Annotated in this window: 11 protein-coding genes and 1 pseudogene; all 12 read left to right on the top strand. The window is 57.8% G+C overall.

Translation table 11 applies throughout. From position 1 onward, the window contains the following. Positions 1–971: amidohydrolase family protein (locus NKH90_RS33020; protein WP_352823403.1), on the top strand; the 971-nt coding region annotated here is incomplete at its 5' end. After that, positions 968–2,068: an amidohydrolase family protein gene (locus NKH90_RS33015; RefSeq protein ID WP_352823400.1), complete on the top strand. Its 1,101-nt coding sequence runs from the start codon at positions 968–970 to the stop codon at positions 2,066–2,068. The genes NKH90_RS33020 and NKH90_RS33015, both read left to right, overlap by 4 nt. A 137-nt stretch (positions 2,069–2,205) precedes the next feature. Then, positions 2,206–4,068 (top strand): ABC transporter ATP-binding protein, encoded by a 1,863-nt coding sequence (locus tag NKH90_RS33010; RefSeq protein WP_352823406.1) that lies wholly within the window; start codon positions 2,206–2,208, stop codon positions 4,066–4,068. 18 nt (positions 4,069–4,086) lie between these two features. Continuing rightward, complete coding sequence (locus NKH90_RS33005) at positions 4,087–5,715, top strand: ABC transporter substrate-binding protein (protein WP_352823398.1); 1,629 nt, start codon at positions 4,087–4,089, stop codon at positions 5,713–5,715. Positions 5,716–5,717: 2 nt separating this feature from the next. Then, positions 5,718–6,662 carry an ABC transporter permease gene (locus NKH90_RS33000; protein ID WP_352823395.1) on the top strand — a complete coding sequence of 315 codons (945 nt, stop codon included), beginning with the start codon at positions 5,718–5,720 and terminating at the stop codon, positions 6,660–6,662. Positions 6,663–6,674: 12 nt separating this feature from the next. Beyond that, the gene (locus NKH90_RS32995; RefSeq protein ID WP_352823392.1) at positions 6,675–7,517 is read left to right on the top strand and encodes an ABC transporter permease; all 843 of its coding nucleotides are present in this window, start codon (positions 6,675–6,677) and stop codon (positions 7,515–7,517) included. A gap of 781 nt (positions 7,518–8,298) precedes the next feature. Then, positions 8,299–8,673 (top strand): hypothetical protein, encoded by a 375-nt coding sequence (locus NKH90_RS32990; protein WP_352823389.1) that lies wholly within the window; start codon positions 8,299–8,301, stop codon positions 8,671–8,673. A gap of 137 nt (positions 8,674–8,810) precedes the next feature. Further along, positions 8,811–11,912 (top strand): WD40/YVTN/BNR-like repeat-containing protein, encoded by a 3,102-nt coding sequence (locus NKH90_RS32985; protein ID WP_352823387.1) that lies wholly within the window; start codon positions 8,811–8,813, stop codon positions 11,910–11,912. 59 nt (positions 11,913–11,971) lie between these two features. Further along, positions 11,972–12,121, top strand: a complete 150-nt coding sequence (locus tag NKH90_RS32980; RefSeq protein ID WP_352823385.1) for a hypothetical protein — start codon at positions 11,972–11,974, stop codon at positions 12,119–12,121. Positions 12,122–12,505: 384 nt separating this feature from the next. Then, positions 12,506–12,768, top strand: a pseudogene (locus tag NKH90_RS32975) (transposase); the annotation flags it as partial. 682 nt (positions 12,769–13,450) lie between these two features. Continuing rightward, positions 13,451–14,107 (top strand): antitoxin Xre/MbcA/ParS-like domain-containing protein, encoded by a 657-nt coding sequence (locus NKH90_RS32970; RefSeq protein WP_352823384.1) that lies wholly within the window; start codon positions 13,451–13,453, stop codon positions 14,105–14,107. A gap of 316 nt (positions 14,108–14,423) precedes the next feature. Beyond that, on the top strand, positions 14,424–15,575 hold the full coding sequence (locus NKH90_RS32965; RefSeq protein WP_352823382.1) for a porin: 1,152 nt from the start codon (positions 14,424–14,426) through the stop codon (positions 15,573–15,575). The last annotated feature ends 635 nt before the right edge of the window (positions 15,576–16,210 follow it).

The raw sequence follows: 16,210 nt of genomic DNA, 5'->3' as shown, positions 1-16,210 counted from the left end.
TCAGCCGCGGGATCGGCGAGATGGATCTGGCCAGCTATCCGCCGAGCGCACCGCTGTCATGCCGCCCGGACTGGCGGAAAGATGGGGAAAAGCCAGGCGTCAGCCTCGATCGCTGTCGGGAACAGGCGCTGGATAAATTCAACTGCGAGATCGCAATCTGTAACCCGCTCTATGGCGGTCAAGTCGCGGCAAGCGGTTTGATGGGAGCAGAGGTATGCACTGCGACCAACAAATGGTTGGCTCGGGAGTGGCTGGATGCTGAGCCACGTTTGCGCGGTTCGATCGTGGTGGCCTCACAGCTTCCCGATCGGGCTGCAGAGGAAATCCACAGATGTGCTTCCGACAAAAGGTTCGTTCAGGTCCTGCTGCTGGCCGGCAACGAGATGCTTCTCGGCCGGAGCCATTTTTGGCCGATCTATGAAGCAGCCCAAAAGCATGGGTTGCCTGTCGGTATCCATGCCGGGACGATGTATCGCTATCCTACGGGCAGTAGCGCTATGCAATGGCCGTCGACCTACCTCCAGGACTATGCCAGCGGAACCCACATTTTCGCGGCGCAGCTCCAGAGCCTGATCATGGAGGGCGTATTTGCCAAGTTTCCAGATCTCACATTCGTGATGATCGAGGCGGGCATCGGTTGGGTGCCCAGTTTTATCTGGCGGAGTGCGAAGGTCTGGCGGGGTATCCGCGGCGAGGTTCCGTGGGTGAAGCGCTCTCCTGCGGCGGAATTCCGGGATCGTGTCCGGTTTACAATCCAGCCATTCGATACGTCGAAGGATCCGGTGCACGTCGAGAAGCTGATAGAGCATCTCGGCAGCGAAGACATGCTGCTCTTCTCGTCCGATTACCCGCATTGGCAGTTCGAAGGAGATGATCCGATGCCACCCGGTTTTCCAGCGCGGCTTCGGCAGAAAATCGCGCGGGAGAATCCCTTGCGAACTTACCCACGGCTGATGGAGACGGTGAAATGAACGATACGACAGTCAGCCCGAAGCAGCCGGTGCGTGCTGCATCTTCGGCAGGTATAGCCGATTGCGATATCCACCCGGCTCTTAAAGACCGGTATGGCCTCCATCCTTATATTTCCAAGCGTTGGCGCGATCATCTCGATCAGTATGGCGAGTTGGGGTTCAGCGTGTTTGCTGACAGCCAAACCTATCCCCGGTACAATCCAAGGGGACAACGCCGCGATGCCTGGCCGCCGGGTGGGGGCGGACCCGGATCGGACCTGGCCTTCATGAGGAAGCAGCACCTCGATCCCCACAATGTCGTCTTCGGAGTGCTCGAACCTTTTGGGGCGCAGCTCGGTCGCAATCTCGATCTCAACAATGTGTTGTGCACGGCGATGAACGATTGGCAGATCGCCGAGTTCGTCGAGTCTGAGGATCGGCTGAGAGCGTCCGTTCTGGTTGTCCCGGACGATGTCGTTTCCTCGGTCGCAGAAATCGAAAAGCGGGCACTGGATGCGCGATTTGTCCAGGTGCACATACCCACCGGCACAACCGAGCTATTAGGGCATCGACGCTACAGGCCCATCCTGGAAGCCGCGGCTCATCATGGCTTTCCAATTGGCATGCACATTGGCGGCGAAAGCGGCGCGCGGACCGCCAGCGGCTGGCCATCATACTACAATGAGGATCATTTGGACCTGACCTTCGCTGCCCAGTCACAAGTTATGAGTCTCATTCTGGATGGCGTATTCGATCAGTTGCCCTCTCTCAAGGTGATCATCATCGAGTGCGGCTGTGTCTGGTCGATTGAACTTGGGCACCGGCTGGACATGTTGTGGCGTCGCATGGGTTCGGAAGTGGCTAGCTTAAAACATCCGCCTTCCCACTATCTACGCCAGAATTTCTACTTTTCCACACAGCCGGTGGAGGAGCCGGACAATCCCGAGGAGCTCAACTATCTGTTTGATCAAATCGGCTGGGATAGGCTGATTTTTGCGAGCGATTATCCTCACTGGGACTTCGATGATCCGCGCTATGCCTTCAAGGCTCGAATATCCGAGGAAAACAAGGCGCTGCTATTTCGGGAAAACGCGAGGAAAGTCTATCGAACCCTGTGACGCGAACAGTAGAAAAAAGAACTAATTTGCGGGGTTAGCGAGGAATTAGCCCTAAGTCTTGAGGTAGTTCCGTGGGTTCCGATATAGTAGATTTGTGCGAACCTGAATCAAGTCTCCTAGAGGAGCGCACGCACAGGATGGCCCATAAGGTCCTTTCTGTTTCGCGGTTGGTGACCTCGTTCCGTGTCGGGGGGCACTGGGTCCCCGTCGTGGACGGCATATCGTTTGAGATCGGCGAGAGAGAGACAGTCGCCATCGTGGGCGAATCCGGCTCTGGAAAGAGCGTAACGGCGCTCTCGATCATGCGGCTCAACTCGCCAGCTTCGAGCAAGGTCGAAGGGTCGATCCAGCTTGACGGGCAGGAGTTGCTCACGCTCTCGCAATCAGAAATGCGTCGTATCCGCGGCAACGACATTGCCATGATTTTTCAGGAGCCGATGACCTCGCTGAACCCGGTACTCACAATCGGGTTCCAAATAGCTGAATCGCTGATTCTGCACCGCAGCCTGTCGCGATCCGAGGCTGAGTTGGAAACGATTCGGCTGTTGGAGAAGGTACAAATCCCGGCGGCGAAGTCGCGCTTCCACGAATATCCACACCACTTCTCGGGGGGCATGCGCCAACGCGTCATGATCGCGATGGCTTTGGCCGGTAAGCCAAAGCTGCTGATTGCCGACGAGCCGACGACGGCGCTCGACGTGACGATCCAGGCGCAGATCCTGGAGCTGATCAAGGAGTTGCAAGAGGACGAGGGCATGTCCGTCCTCTTCATCACGCACGACATGGGCGTCGTCGCCGAGATCGCCGACCGCACGGCAGTCATGTATAACGGCCAGATGGTCGAGACTGCGCCGACCGAGGACATCTTCAATCGCCCCGAACACCCCTACACGCGATCGCTGCTTTCGGCCGTTCCAAAGCTCGGTTCGATGAAGGGGCGAAGGCGGCCGATACGCTTCCCGATCGTCGACCGGACAACTGGCCAATCCGACGTGCCGGCCGAGGTGCCGGATACCGTCAAGGAGGCGGAGCGCCCGGTGCTGGAGATTGCGGGCTTGACGAAGCGCTTCGAAATCCGGTCGGGCATGTTTTCTTCGGTCAAAGGCCGGGTCTACGCGGTCGAGAATGTCTCCTTCAGCGTCAAGAGCGGCGAAACCTTGGCACTGGTCGGCGAATCAGGCTGTGGCAAATCGACGACAGGCCGGACGGTAATGCGGTTGACTGAGCCCCTCTCGGGGTCGATTTTGCTCGATGGTGTTGACCTTGTAAAACTTGGTCAATCCGAGTTGCGCAAGCAGCGAAATCGCATTCAGATGATCTTCCAGGACCCGTTCGCATCGCTCAATCCGCGCATGGATGTCGGAACAGCGATCATCGAACCGCTGCTGATCAACAATCTCGCCAGCCGTTCGGAAGCACGCGATAAGGTCGCCGACCTCCTGCAGCGGGTGGGTCTTTCGCCTGACATAGTCAACCGCTTTCCGCATGAGTTTTCGGGTGGCCAGCGCCAGCGCATCTGTGTTGCGCGTGCGCTTGCACTTGAGCCGCGGCTCATCGTGGCGGACGAAGCCGTCTCGGCACTCGATGTTTCTGTGAAGGCACAAGTCGTCAACCTTATGCTGGATCTCCAGGCCCGTATGGGCCTTGCCTATCTATTCATTTCGCACGACATGGCAGTGGTCGAACGCGTTAGCCACCGCGTGGCTGTGATGTATCTCGGCGAGATCGTTGAGATCGGCCCGCGCGAGGCGATTTTTCAGAATCCGCAGCATCCGTATACCAAACGGCTGCTCGCGGCAGTTCCGATCGCAGATCCGGCACGGCGCCTGCAGAAACGCTCGGTCTCAAATGGCGAAATCAAGTGTCCCGTCCGGCCTGCGGACTACGTCCCACCTGTGCGCCAGTATCGTGAAGTCTCGCCTGGCCACGCAGTCATGATTTGGGGCGGGGAATGGGAGCAGGAAAACCTAATGGGCACTACAGCCTATTGCCTCTTTTAACAACTAGAGGGAACAAAAATGAAGATCAAACTTATTACATGGATGTCAAGAACAACCGCAGTGCGTCGGTTAGTAACACCTGCCGTTATCGGTGTTTTATCGGTCGGTACGGCGAATGCGGACACGCTGCGCGTAATAGAGGGAAGCGCCCTGAAAATTGTTGACCCCATTGTGACAACATCGGGGGATACACAGATGCACGGATATCTCATTTACGATAAATTGTTCGAGTTCGACAGCAGCGGCACACCGCGTCCCCAAATGGCCGACAAAGTTGATGTGAACTCGGACAACAAGACTTACACAATCACGCTTCGCAAGGGCCTGAAATTCTCCGACGGAGCTCCAATCACCACTGACGACGTTATCCAGTCACTGAAGCGCTGGGAGTCTCGGGATGTGGTTGGTGGACTCCTTGGATCCAGGACCAAGGAGATGGTTAAGGTTGACGATCTGACGTTTCGGATCGAGCTCAATGAGCCGTTCGACGTTCCCTCGGCGCTTGCCAGTACTGAGGGGAACGTCCCTTTCATTATGCCCAAGCGGGTTGCCTCCCTTCCGCCCACCGAACAGCTCACCGATACAACCGGTTCTGGTCCTTATAAGTTCGATTACTCGACCTGGAAGCCAGGCCAAACGCCGGTTTACACCAAGAACTCCTTCTACACTCCGCGGAATGACCCGCCAAGCTTCTATTGGGGCAAGAAAGAGGCAACTTTCGACAAGATCGAAATGTCTTACATACCAGACCCAAACACTGCGATGGCGGCGATGCTGACCGGCAAACAAGATATCTGGTTATCTCCTCCGATTGATAATGCGTTGGCGCTGCGAAACGACCCGAAGCTTGTGGTCTCGAAAGGATTTTTCGTGCAGAGCCTCTTCGTGGTGAATCACGAGGTGCCACCATTCAACAACATCAAGGCGACTGAAGCTCTCACCTACCTGATCGACCAAAAGGAGGTCATGCAGATTTCTGTGGGTGACCCGCAATTCTGGCATCCCTGCTATGCTTATCTCACTTGCGAGGGGAAGTACGGCGACGAGTCCGCCTATAGCGGCCACCGGGGGGCCGCGGACTTTGACAAGGCAAAGGAGCTCTTCAAAGAAGCCGGTTACGATGGAAAGCCGATTGTGATCTTCGATCTAACCGATTGGGCGGAGGCCCACGCGAGGTCGCTGTACTTAGCACAGCAGTTAAGAAAGATTGGCGTCCAAGTAGACCTTCAAGCAATGGACTGGGCTACTTTGACGTCGCGCCGCACGTCTAAAGCTCCTGCTTCGGAGGGCGGGTGGAACCTGTTCCCTACCTACATGGAGGTGGGACCTGCCAGTTCCCCTATCACCCATCTGATGCTGGCTGCGAACTGCGACAAGGCTTGGTTTGGTTGGCCGTGCGACGATAAACTCGAGAAACTGAGAAGTGCCTTTGCGAGCGCGGTCGACGAGAACGAGAAAGAGAAAATTAGTTTTGACCTCCAAGCCCGCGCATCAGCCTATTTTCCCTTTGTCATGACGGGAGAGTACGGCGTTCCGACTGTCTATGGCGCCGACCTCGAAGGGTTCAATCCGGAGGCACCTTATAACTATTTCTGGAATATCCGACGGAAGGGCCAGGAGCGCAGCGCGTCTCCGGTGGTGAGGTAAGTATGATCAGGTATTTCATTTCCAGGGTGTTTTCCGTCATTCCGGTGGTGGGGATCGTGACCGCCATAGTTTTCGGTCTGACGTATCTGAGCCCTGGAGATGCGGCGGCTATGCTGGCGGGCGACTACGCGACGCCCGCCCAGATCGCCGCTATTCGGGAGAGCCTTCATCTCGGTGATCCGCTGGCCGTCCAGTATTTTCATTGGTTGGCGAATGTCGTGCAGGGGAATCTGGGAAACTCGATCTTTTCCAGACAGCCAGTATTCAATCTCATTCTGTCGCGGGTAGAACCGACGATTCTTCTCGCAACCGCAGCAACTGTGGTTCAAATAACCGTCTCGCTGCCGTTGGGATTGTTGGCAGCACAGAACAGAGGGGGCATCGCTGATCGCCTAGTATCACTTTTCGGAGTTGCGGGGACAGCCATACCTCCCTTTCTGATTGGGTACGTGCTGATATTCACGTTCGGTGTGTACTTTGGGTCAATGCCAGTCTCCGGGTTCCCTGGATTCGACAGCGGTGTGACGGAAGTCTTGCGGCATGTGCTTCTGCCCGCAACCATGTTGGGATTTGCGCAAACGGCACTCATCACTCGAATCACAAGAGCGAGCGCGATCGAAGTGCTGAATCAGGACTTTATCCGTGTCGCGCGAGCGAAAGGGCTCGACGAGTTCACGATCCTCGTTCGACACTGCCTTAAGCTGATCGCCGTACCTCTGGTCACGGTAGTTGGAATGTCGTTCGCGGGTATGCTTGGTGGTGTGGTAATAACAGAGACCGTCTTCGCAATCCCCGGGGTCGGCAGCCTCCTCGTGGAAGCCATCCAGCACCGGGATGTTCCGGTCATTCAGGGGGTCCTACTGATAAGTGCGAGTGTGTACGTCATGGTAAATCTGCTGGTGGACCTGTCGTACCCCTTAATGGACCCGAGAATTAAATATACTTGAGGAGTTAGGCCGATGACGTTTTCCCTGTTGTGGCCACATATGACGCGCCTGCCGGCGTCGGTGCGTGTCGCCTTGATTTTCATGCTTTTGATTGTGCTCGTGTCGTATCTGGGTCCGGGGATAGCCAATCTTAATCCCTTGTCTATAAGCCCGGAGTTGAGACTGACTCCACCCAGTGACGCCCATTTTCTGGGGACTGACATGTTCGGGCGAGACATTTTCACGCGTGTGCTTTACGGCGGGCGGGTCTCGCTCGCAATTGGACTGGCCACTGCGGTTCTGGCGACAACAGCCGGAACAATCTTTGGTCTTGTGGCAGGCGCCGGACAGGCATCAGACAATATCTTGATGAGGGTGATGGACGGCATCATGGCGATACCGGGAATCCTGCTCGCCATTGCCTTGGCAACGATCTTCGGTGGCGGGGTGTTGACTGTAATCGTGGCTCTGGCGATACCGGAAGTGCCCGGTGTTGCAAGGTTGGTTAGAAGCTTAACGCTGACGCTCCGGGAACAGGTCTTCATAGAGGCGGCTCGGTCCTACGGCGCTAGTCCTTTGCGGCTACTCTTCAAGTATATCTTGCCGAACGCACTGGCCCCAATCGCCGTGCAGGCGACATATATCTGTGGCCTGGCCATTCTTTACGAAGCCTATCTGAGCTTTGTGGGCATCGGGGTTCCGCCTGAAAACCCGAGTTGGGGCAATATTGTCGCCGAAGGGCGGTCGTTTGCTCTGATCGCACCTTATTTAATATTGTATCCAAGCTTGGTAATCATGGCTGTAGTACTGGCCGTCAATCTGATTGGTGATGGCCTGCGTGACATGCTCGACCCTCGCTTCGCGCTACCCGATTAACTCGTTTCGTAACTCGACGAGGGCGGCCGCTATCTCATGCTCGCGCGCCCTTTTTCCTCGCGAGGTGGTCGTCGAGCCCGCTCGCCGATCCTGATGGTGCGCTTGCGCACGGTCGCATGCTTCTCCGTTGGTTCAATGGGCAGGAAGTCGCTCAGCACCTTCGCCACCTGCCGGTACGGCATCACCCACCCGCGCGTTCAATTCCATAGTAGTAGTTCAGCGTCGCCTTGTCAGGACAAATTCCTTCAGCGGCGCAAAGGCGCCAACCATACCTGGATAGCACCCCCGACCATCAGCTAACGCGGATTGCTAACTCAACGGCGCCGAAGATGCTTCGGGGTTCCACGCGTTGTGTAGTCCTTACCGGTCGGAATGTTGGCGGTCGGGCAAACCCGACGGAAAAGCCTGTAGATCTCTGACGCGCTCCGCAGCGCCGCCATGACCTTCTTGCCCGCCCACATGCGGATGCAGGTTCGAACAGCCCCAAATGAACAGCGAACTTCGCGGTCGGCTGCGCGCAAGATTCTGGGCCGCGCCCCCCCGCGGAACCCTCTGGGGCTTGTCGCGCCGACACGCATCGTGCGTGGCCATCACAAGCCGAGACCGACACTCCGCGCTAGGTATTGGTCGATGCGCCCCTCGCCGGGCGAACCCTGCATCAACAGCGAACATCGCATTGGTGTGATAGCCAATTTTTGGACAAACTGTATGTGTCAATGTGCCGAGAAACCTGCCATCGTCCTCGCGAGAATAACTCACCTGGTGTGCAGTAACGCTCGCTATGAATGATGCCGTGGATCCGCTTCCGGATGAACACGTCTGGCTGCCGGAGCACGCGCATGGCTACGCGAGCGTTCGTATAGTGGTTAGGGGTTCTGGTGATTCCGATGTTGAGGATGAATACGTCAAACACGACAGCACGCCGATTTCAAGATCGTTGAATGGATCACCCGACAAGCCTGGTGCAGCGGCAGTACGGGTGGGTTCAGCGCCTGCAAGTCGCGGCGCTGCGGGGAAGGCGATCATCACAAACTATGCCGATGATACGCTACATGGGCGCAAGACACTGAAACTATTGGCGTGGCTAGGGAACGATTATCATGGAATCGCCGCCCCTGAGGGCGGGCCTGCCATCCAATACGATCAAAACGTTTGAAGCTTGATCAGAGCTTTACCACACAAAACCTTAGTTGGGTAAGTAGTGCTATGTCGACGCAGATTCATGTGAATGACCCCCAGGCCCTTGACGCCCTCAAATGGCGCTGCATCGGACCCGCGAGAGGCGGCCGCGTTGTGGCAGTCGCGGGCGACTACCACGACCCGATGGTCTTCTATTTCGGCGGCTGTGCGGGCGGAGTATGGAAAACTATTGACGGCGGCATTTATTGGCGCTGCGTATCCGACGGCTTCTTCACGAGCGCCAGCGTCGGCGCGCTCGCGGTCGCCCGCCCCGACTCGAACGTCATCTATGCTGGCATGGGAGAGACGACGATCCGCGTCGACGTCTCTTCCGGCGACGGCGTATACCGGTCGACCGATGCCGGTCGCAGTTGGACCCATCTGGGACTGAAAGAAACCCGCCATATCGGCAAGATCTGCATTCATCCGCACGACCCAGACATCGTCTATGTTGCGGCGCTCGGCGATGCGTTCGGGCCCAACGAGGACCGCGGCGTGTTCCGGTCCAAGGACGGCGGCAAGACTTGGCAGAAGATCCTCTACCGCAATCCCGACGCCGGGGCCGTTGACATCTCGATGGACCTCAACAATCCGCGTATCCTTTTCGCCACGACCTGGCAGGCGCGGCGGAGCTTCTGGCACCTGAACAGCGGCGGGCCGGGGAGCGGAATTTTTCGGTCACTCGATGGCGGCGACACTTGGGAGGAGCTGTCCGGCCGAAGCGGCTTGCCAGCTGGGGTTCTGGGCAAGATTGGCGTTTCGGTCTCGCAGGCGCAGCGCGGCCGTGTCTACGCCCTCATAGAGGCGGAGGGCGACAAGACTGGGCTCTATCGCACCGACAATTATGGCGACCGCTGGATCCAAGTCTCGCAGAACCGCGATCTGATCCACCGCCCCTGGTACTACACCCATGTCTTCGCCGATACGGGTCACGCCGATACGGTCTACGTGACCAACTTTCAGATGTGGAAATCGACCGATGGTGGAGAGAACTTCACCGAAGTGACTACGCCTCACGGCGACAACCACGATCTCTGGATCGACCCGCTCAATCCCAAACGTATGATCGAAGGAAACGATGGCGGTGCCTGCGTCACCTTCAATGGCGGCAGGACTTGGTCCTCGATCTACAATCAGAATACAGCACAATTCTATCGCATCGATGTCGACGACCGGCACCCCTATCGGGTCTACGCCACCCAGCAGGATAACATCTCGATCTCGGTCCCCAGCGCTACCGAATGGGGTATAATCGGCCTGGGCGACTGCACCTATCCGGGCACGGGCGAGAGCGGCTTCATCGTCGTCAATCCCGAGGACCCCGACATAGTCTATTGCGGCGCAATCGGCTCGAGCCCCGACGGGGCGGGGCCCCTGCAACGCTACGACCACCGTACGCGGCAGATCCGCCTTGTGAATGTCTGGCCGGAAAAGACGACCGGTATCGCGCCGAAGAACATGCGCTACCGTTTTGCATGGACCTTCCCGCTCACCTTCTCGCCCCATGATGCAAAGACGCTTTATGCCGGCGGTAACCACGTCTTCCGCAGCCGCGACGAAGGATCGAGCTGGACCGCGATCTCGCCCGATCTCAGTCTCAACGACCCCGCTAGGCAGGACTACTCGGGCGGCGTTTTGACCCGCGAAAACCTGGGCGCGGAGGTGCATGCAACGTGCGCCTCGGTCGTGGAATCCCGGCACCGCAAGGGCGAGATCTGGGCATCCACCGACGACGGCCTCGTTCATGTGACGCGCAATGGCGGGGCCGAGTGGAGCAACGTCACGCCGAAAGCCATGTCCGAGCTCGCCTACATTGGGTGCGTCGAGATCTCGCCGCATGATGCTGACACTGTTTATCTCGCGGCGACGCGCTACAAGCTCGCCGACTACCAACCCTATCTCTTCCGCACGAAGGACAGCGGCAAGAGCTGGGAGTCGGTCGTCGGTGACTTCCCGAAGGGCGAGATCACGCGTGTGCTGCGGGCCGACCCGGTGCGGCCAGGCCTGCTCTTCGCCGGCACCGAGACGGGGGTCTTCTTCAGTCTCGACGACGGAGCGCACTGGTCGCGCATGGCCGGAGGCTTGCCCGTGGTCCCGGTTTACGATCTCAAGATCAAGGGAAGCGATCTCGTCGCCGGCACGCATGGCCGGTCCTTCTGGATCCTGGATGACGTGACGCCGTTACGCGAGCTGGCCTCGGATCAGAAAAACGTAAAGCTGGTGAGCCCGCGCCCGACAGTCCGGACTAAGCTTAACTGGATCGTTGGGCAGGGTTTCTCGAAGGTCGGTATGAGCTACGGCCTTCATTGGGGCATAGGCGGCGGCACGGAGGTGGTTGAGTTGGAGGACGGACGAACCGCTCGCCGCTATCTCGACTGCGGCCAAAATCCGCCGGACGGGGCGATCCTCTATTATTGGCTGCCTAATGATACCGAGGGTCCGGTAAAGCTCACCTTCCTTGACGCTGCAGGCGAGACCATCGTCTCCTTCTCGAGCGACGAAAAGCACGCGCCCTTCAACAAGAAACCCGGCACAAAGGCCGGCCTCCACCGCTTCGTCTGGGATCTCAGGTATCCGGGACCGGCCAAACTCGACCAATCGCTGGGGACCTGGAAGTACAAGCCTCTAGCGCCCGAGGAGGAAGACCCGAGCGGCCCGGCGGTGGTTCCCGGCGACTTCAGGGTTGAGCTTCAAGTCGGCGACGAGAGACAGACGGTCAGCTTCACCGTCGTCAAGGATCCGCGACTAGCCACGACCGCCAAGGATTTTGCCGAGCAGTTCGCGCTCTTACAGGAGCTGTTCGGCATGCTCTCGGCTCTCAACCAAGCGGTCAATCGCATGCGGCTGCTGAAGCGGCAGCTCGCGGATGTCCAGAAGCGGCTGGTCGGCAGTGAAAAATCGCTTGGCGAGCGTGTGCAAGCATTGGTCGGTTGGCTCGAGGCAATCGAGGGAGCGCTGATCGATTTCAGGCGCGAGACACCGCAAGACGTCCGCAACTCGGCCGGCTTGGTCGGTTCGCTCATCGACCTCGTCAATGTAGTCGCCATCGCCGATGCGGCGCCGACAATGCAAGCCCGGCAAGTCGCGGATGAGATCTTGTCGAAGGTCCGAGGAGAGATCAAAAAGTTGGACGCGATAGTGAACGATGATGTCACTGCGCTCAACGTCGCGCTCAATACCGCCGGCGTCGTGCTGCTCGGGGCCGGTAAGGCCTAGGTGGCCACTGAGTAAAAACATGCGGCTCAGTGAGCATTCATTCCAGGAAGGAGATAGACATGGATTTTATCGAGCGGATCTTCGGCGTGGCCCCGGATGGGGGGGACGGCACGACCGAGATGCTATATATCGCGGTTGCACTTGCAGTCGCAGCGATGGTAGCTGCCCGCAGCTTGGTCAGCCGTCGCGCCGCAAAGCGGCCACGGTAGTTCTTTCTTCTAGAATTGAGATCATGGCCGGCTGGGCCAGCAACGATCGAGACGCCTTTCGCTTGGGGTCGGCTCTACTACTCTGCTCAATGACCGTGAGGGCCGCGTTTGATCCGCGAATGGCGATGACACAACGCTGGCGCCTAGAGCGGACTAGATCGCCGTGGAACACGGCGATCTAGATGCGCGAGTATACCCACTTCCGCCGCCTCCCAAGCGTCTGGCCCGGCAGCGAGCTTCGGCTCCTGCCGGGGTTTTGTCGCAAACGAAATGGCAACCATGTCTCGCATAGGCGTCTGTTTTTCGGGGAGCGCTTTCTATGTTCAAAGGCCGTCATTTTCGACCGATCAGTGATCTTGCTGTGCGTGCGCTGTGGGACGGCGAGTGTCCAGGCCACGCGAGAAGCGCGAGACGGGGGAGTAGGATCTATTCCGCTCCAGGCTCGATCAGATCATCAACATGAAGCACGAGTTAGTGCGGCTGCCGCGGGCGATCGACTGGCCGGTTCTGGAGCAGCGTTTCGGCGCAGTCTATTCGGACGGCCCTGGCATGCCGCCGCTGCCGAACCGGCTGATGGCGGGGCTGGCGATCCTCAAGCACACCTCCACCTGTCGGACGAGGTGCTGTTTGAGCGTAGGGTGGATAACCGTAGGCGATGCGCCGAGGCACCTTGCAACAGACCGATGAACATGGAGGTTCAGGCCATGACATTTGAACATGCAGATATGTCGCCGAGTTAAGGCCCGCTGCGGGGGCGGCCGAAGATCTTGCAACGGTGCCCCAGCGCGTGCGGCAGCCGAACGTATGGCTGGATTGAGCGATCTTGGAAATCAAAAAATGAAACGCCCGCGACAGGCTTTCAACATTGTGAAGATGGATATGCGGCGCATTCTTGGCCAATGCGATGGGCCAACCGTGAGGCATACGCACCGCCTCTAAATGGGTGCCTCAAATTAGCTGTCAAACGTACAGTTCGTCCAAACGCGCAATGCGTCCAATTTTCCAAGTAACACGCAGGATATAGTTGCATAAAAACAACGATTAAATTAGATAAGCTTGGCTAACTAACCTTTGAGGTTGCACAAATCCGCGTTGCGGATAGGGTAATGCTTCACAAGGATACACTCCGACGTGCGTTTCTTTCGATCGTGGAGGGCCTAGACAGTCCTCCATCGACGCTCTCCTTTTTATTGAGAGGCACAAGTTGAAGCCGCAAGACGGCTGCTAGGTCGCGAGCACACGAACACGCAGCATATCGCCGTCCTCCAAACTACATTTCTTCAACGCTCTTTCGGCGGCTTGCTGGGGGGATGCAACTTGGGAAAGCCAATGTCCGGGTCGAGTGATTTTGGGGATGAAAAGCGCCAGAGCGAGCTTTCAAGCTTTGTCATGAGGGAGGTGCGACGCATTCTTGCCCAATGCGACGAGGCGAGGCAGGGTGACAAGGCTGGAGTTGCGACTTCAGCCTCTCCTTCCGACGATTTGACCGCCGTGGCCGCCGAATTTCTTGGTAGGCTCGAGGCCGAAGCAGCGCGACGGCTAAATGCCCAGGCGTGTGAGATCGCTTCGCGACCGAGGGCAGCCGATCATCCGCTCGGGCATCCGGTTCTGAAAGATTGCCCGAGAGAAGGCGCGCGCATTGCAGAATGGGCCGGTCCAGTTGCGGGGTCGACGCATCTCGAGAGACGTTTTGGAATACCGCGGTCCACTTTGTATTGGTGGCAGCAACACAATGATGTGGTTGCCTTTCGGAGAGGCTCCCGTAAGCATGTATTTCCCCTAGCTCAGTTCATCGACGGCAGGCCTATGCCCGGAATCAGGCAGGTCCTTTCCTCGATCTCCGATCCCAGACTGGCTTGGCTGTGGCTGATCAGCCCCTCGCCTCTCCTCAAGGGTCGCGTCCCTATCGAATTGCTCAGAGAAGGTATGAACACAGAAGTTGTTTCATCCGCCGCCCAGGCTGTTTCTCTGATTGAATCTATCTGACAATTGGCCGGATGCCGATGGCTATCCGCGCATTATGTACGTGCGCACAAAGCATATGTGCCAATTGTGCGATTTGTGCAAATGTTTAGTCGTCCAATTTGTGCAACTAATACTGTCGATTCAGTGATAAAAATGCAACTGATACTTTGTTATGCGTCTGGCAGACGGAATTTGGACTTGCACTAATTCGCTCGGCGAATAGCGTTCGAGCCGGGAAGGATGCATCGCGATGCGCATCTTTTTCGATCGTGGGGACAGGGAGCGGTTCGTCCATCGACGTCCTCGCCCTTTTCAAATCATTGAATGGAGATCAAGTATGAACATCAAGAGCCTTCTTCTCGGCTCAGCTGCGGCCCTGATCGCAGTTTCCGGCGCCCGCGCCGCCGACGCGGTGACGGTCGCCGAGCCGGAACCGGCTGAATACGTCAAGATCTGCGACGTATATGGCTCGGGCTACTTCTATATCCCCGGCACCGAGACCTGCCTGCGCATCGGCGGCTATGTCCGTTACGATATCGGCGCTGGCGACGTTGGATCCTACGACGGGGCGCGGACCCACGACGTCCAAGACGGCAGCGACCAGGGCACCTGGCGCAAGAACGCCCGCTTTGACCTAAGGACTTGGACCGGCCAGGAAACCGAACTCGGTACCTTGAAGACATACACCGAGACCAAATTCAATTTCGGTAACCGCAACGCCTATTCGGGTCCCGACAGTCCCCAGAACTATGCCTTCAACAGAGGCATCACACTGAACTTCGCCTGGATCCAACTCGGTGGCCTTCGCGTCGGCAAGGACGAATCGGCCTTCGATACGTTTATCGGCTATGCCGGCAACGTCATCAACGATACGCTCGTTCCCTACGGCGATTTCGACACCAACGTCGTGCAGTACTACTTCGACGCCGGCAATGGCTTCTCCGCCGTGGTATCGCTCGAAGAGGGATCTGGCGTCGTCGGCACGATCGACAGCTACGTTCCGCATCTTGTCGGCGGCGTGAAGTACACGCAGGGCTGGGGCGCCATCACCGGCGTCGTGGCTTACGACAGCAACTACGAAGAGGTAGCCGGCAAGGTCCGCTTGGATGTGAACGCCACCAACGAACTGTCGCTGTTCATTATGGCTGGCTATGGGACCGACGACAACCTAACCGATGGGACCTACGCTATTCCTGCTGGCGGTCGTGGCTTCTACAAGCAGTGGGGTGGCAACTGGGCCGTCTGGGGCGGCGGCACCTACAAGTTCAACGAGAAGACCTCTTTCAACCTTCAGGCGGCGTATGACGAGTGGAAGAACCTCGGCATTGCCGCCAATGTCGCCTACGATATCGTTCCTGGTCTGACGATCACGGCCGAAGTCGACTATCTCCACGCTGGCAAGTTCGGGGATGTGGACTTCTCTAACTGGACCAATGCCGACAAGAAGAACAGCATCGGCGGCTTGCTCCGCTTCCAGCGCTCGTTCTGAGGATTGAAGAGCCCGTTGCCGCGATCGAAGCGGTAACTGCGAGCCTAATTTGCGGCTGAACCATTGTGGTGAGGCTTGTAGAGGTTTTCGGCGGATTGCTTGATCACGGACCTCCAATCCGAGCATTTCGTCGATGAGAAGGGCGCCCTATTCCCGGGCGCCCTTTTTCAAGGGTTATCATCAGACTCGCGCAAGCGAGATGGATCGCGCGCAACAGTGAGGCGGACCGCACTCTCCATGCCAGAACGGCAGCCCCCCGGGTCTGATCCTGGCGGCTATTTTTGCCGTTCGCATCGGCGCCCAAACAGCTCTCTACCCACCTGGGCTTGGTAACGCCGGCAGACGCGTTCTCAGTCAACTTGGGTCCGTGCTCGTGACCCTGTACCCAACGTGCCTGTGTTCGGCGGCAGTCGGTGGAGTTGATCAAGTCAGCGCTTTCTTTTTGTGTCGCCGCCGCTCTGAGTTTCTGAAAGCTCGCAAGACAAATCCCGACGCCGGCTCCATGTGAGCCCCGAGGCCTGTGTTGGTCTAAAAGTCGTGGTTGCGCCGACGTCTTCAGGTTCGGTTCTGCTTTCGCCGACACCTGTGGTGGTGCATTTTCATCCAATCTGTCTATTCCAAGACAGATGGCGCAA

This window comes from Mesorhizobium sp. M0898 (genome assembly GCF_040319695.1).
GTDB lineage: Bacteria > Pseudomonadota > Alphaproteobacteria > Rhizobiales > Rhizobiaceae > Mesorhizobium.
The sequence above is the reverse complement of the archived record's forward strand: the minus strand, read 5'-3'. Positions and strand labels throughout refer to the sequence as shown.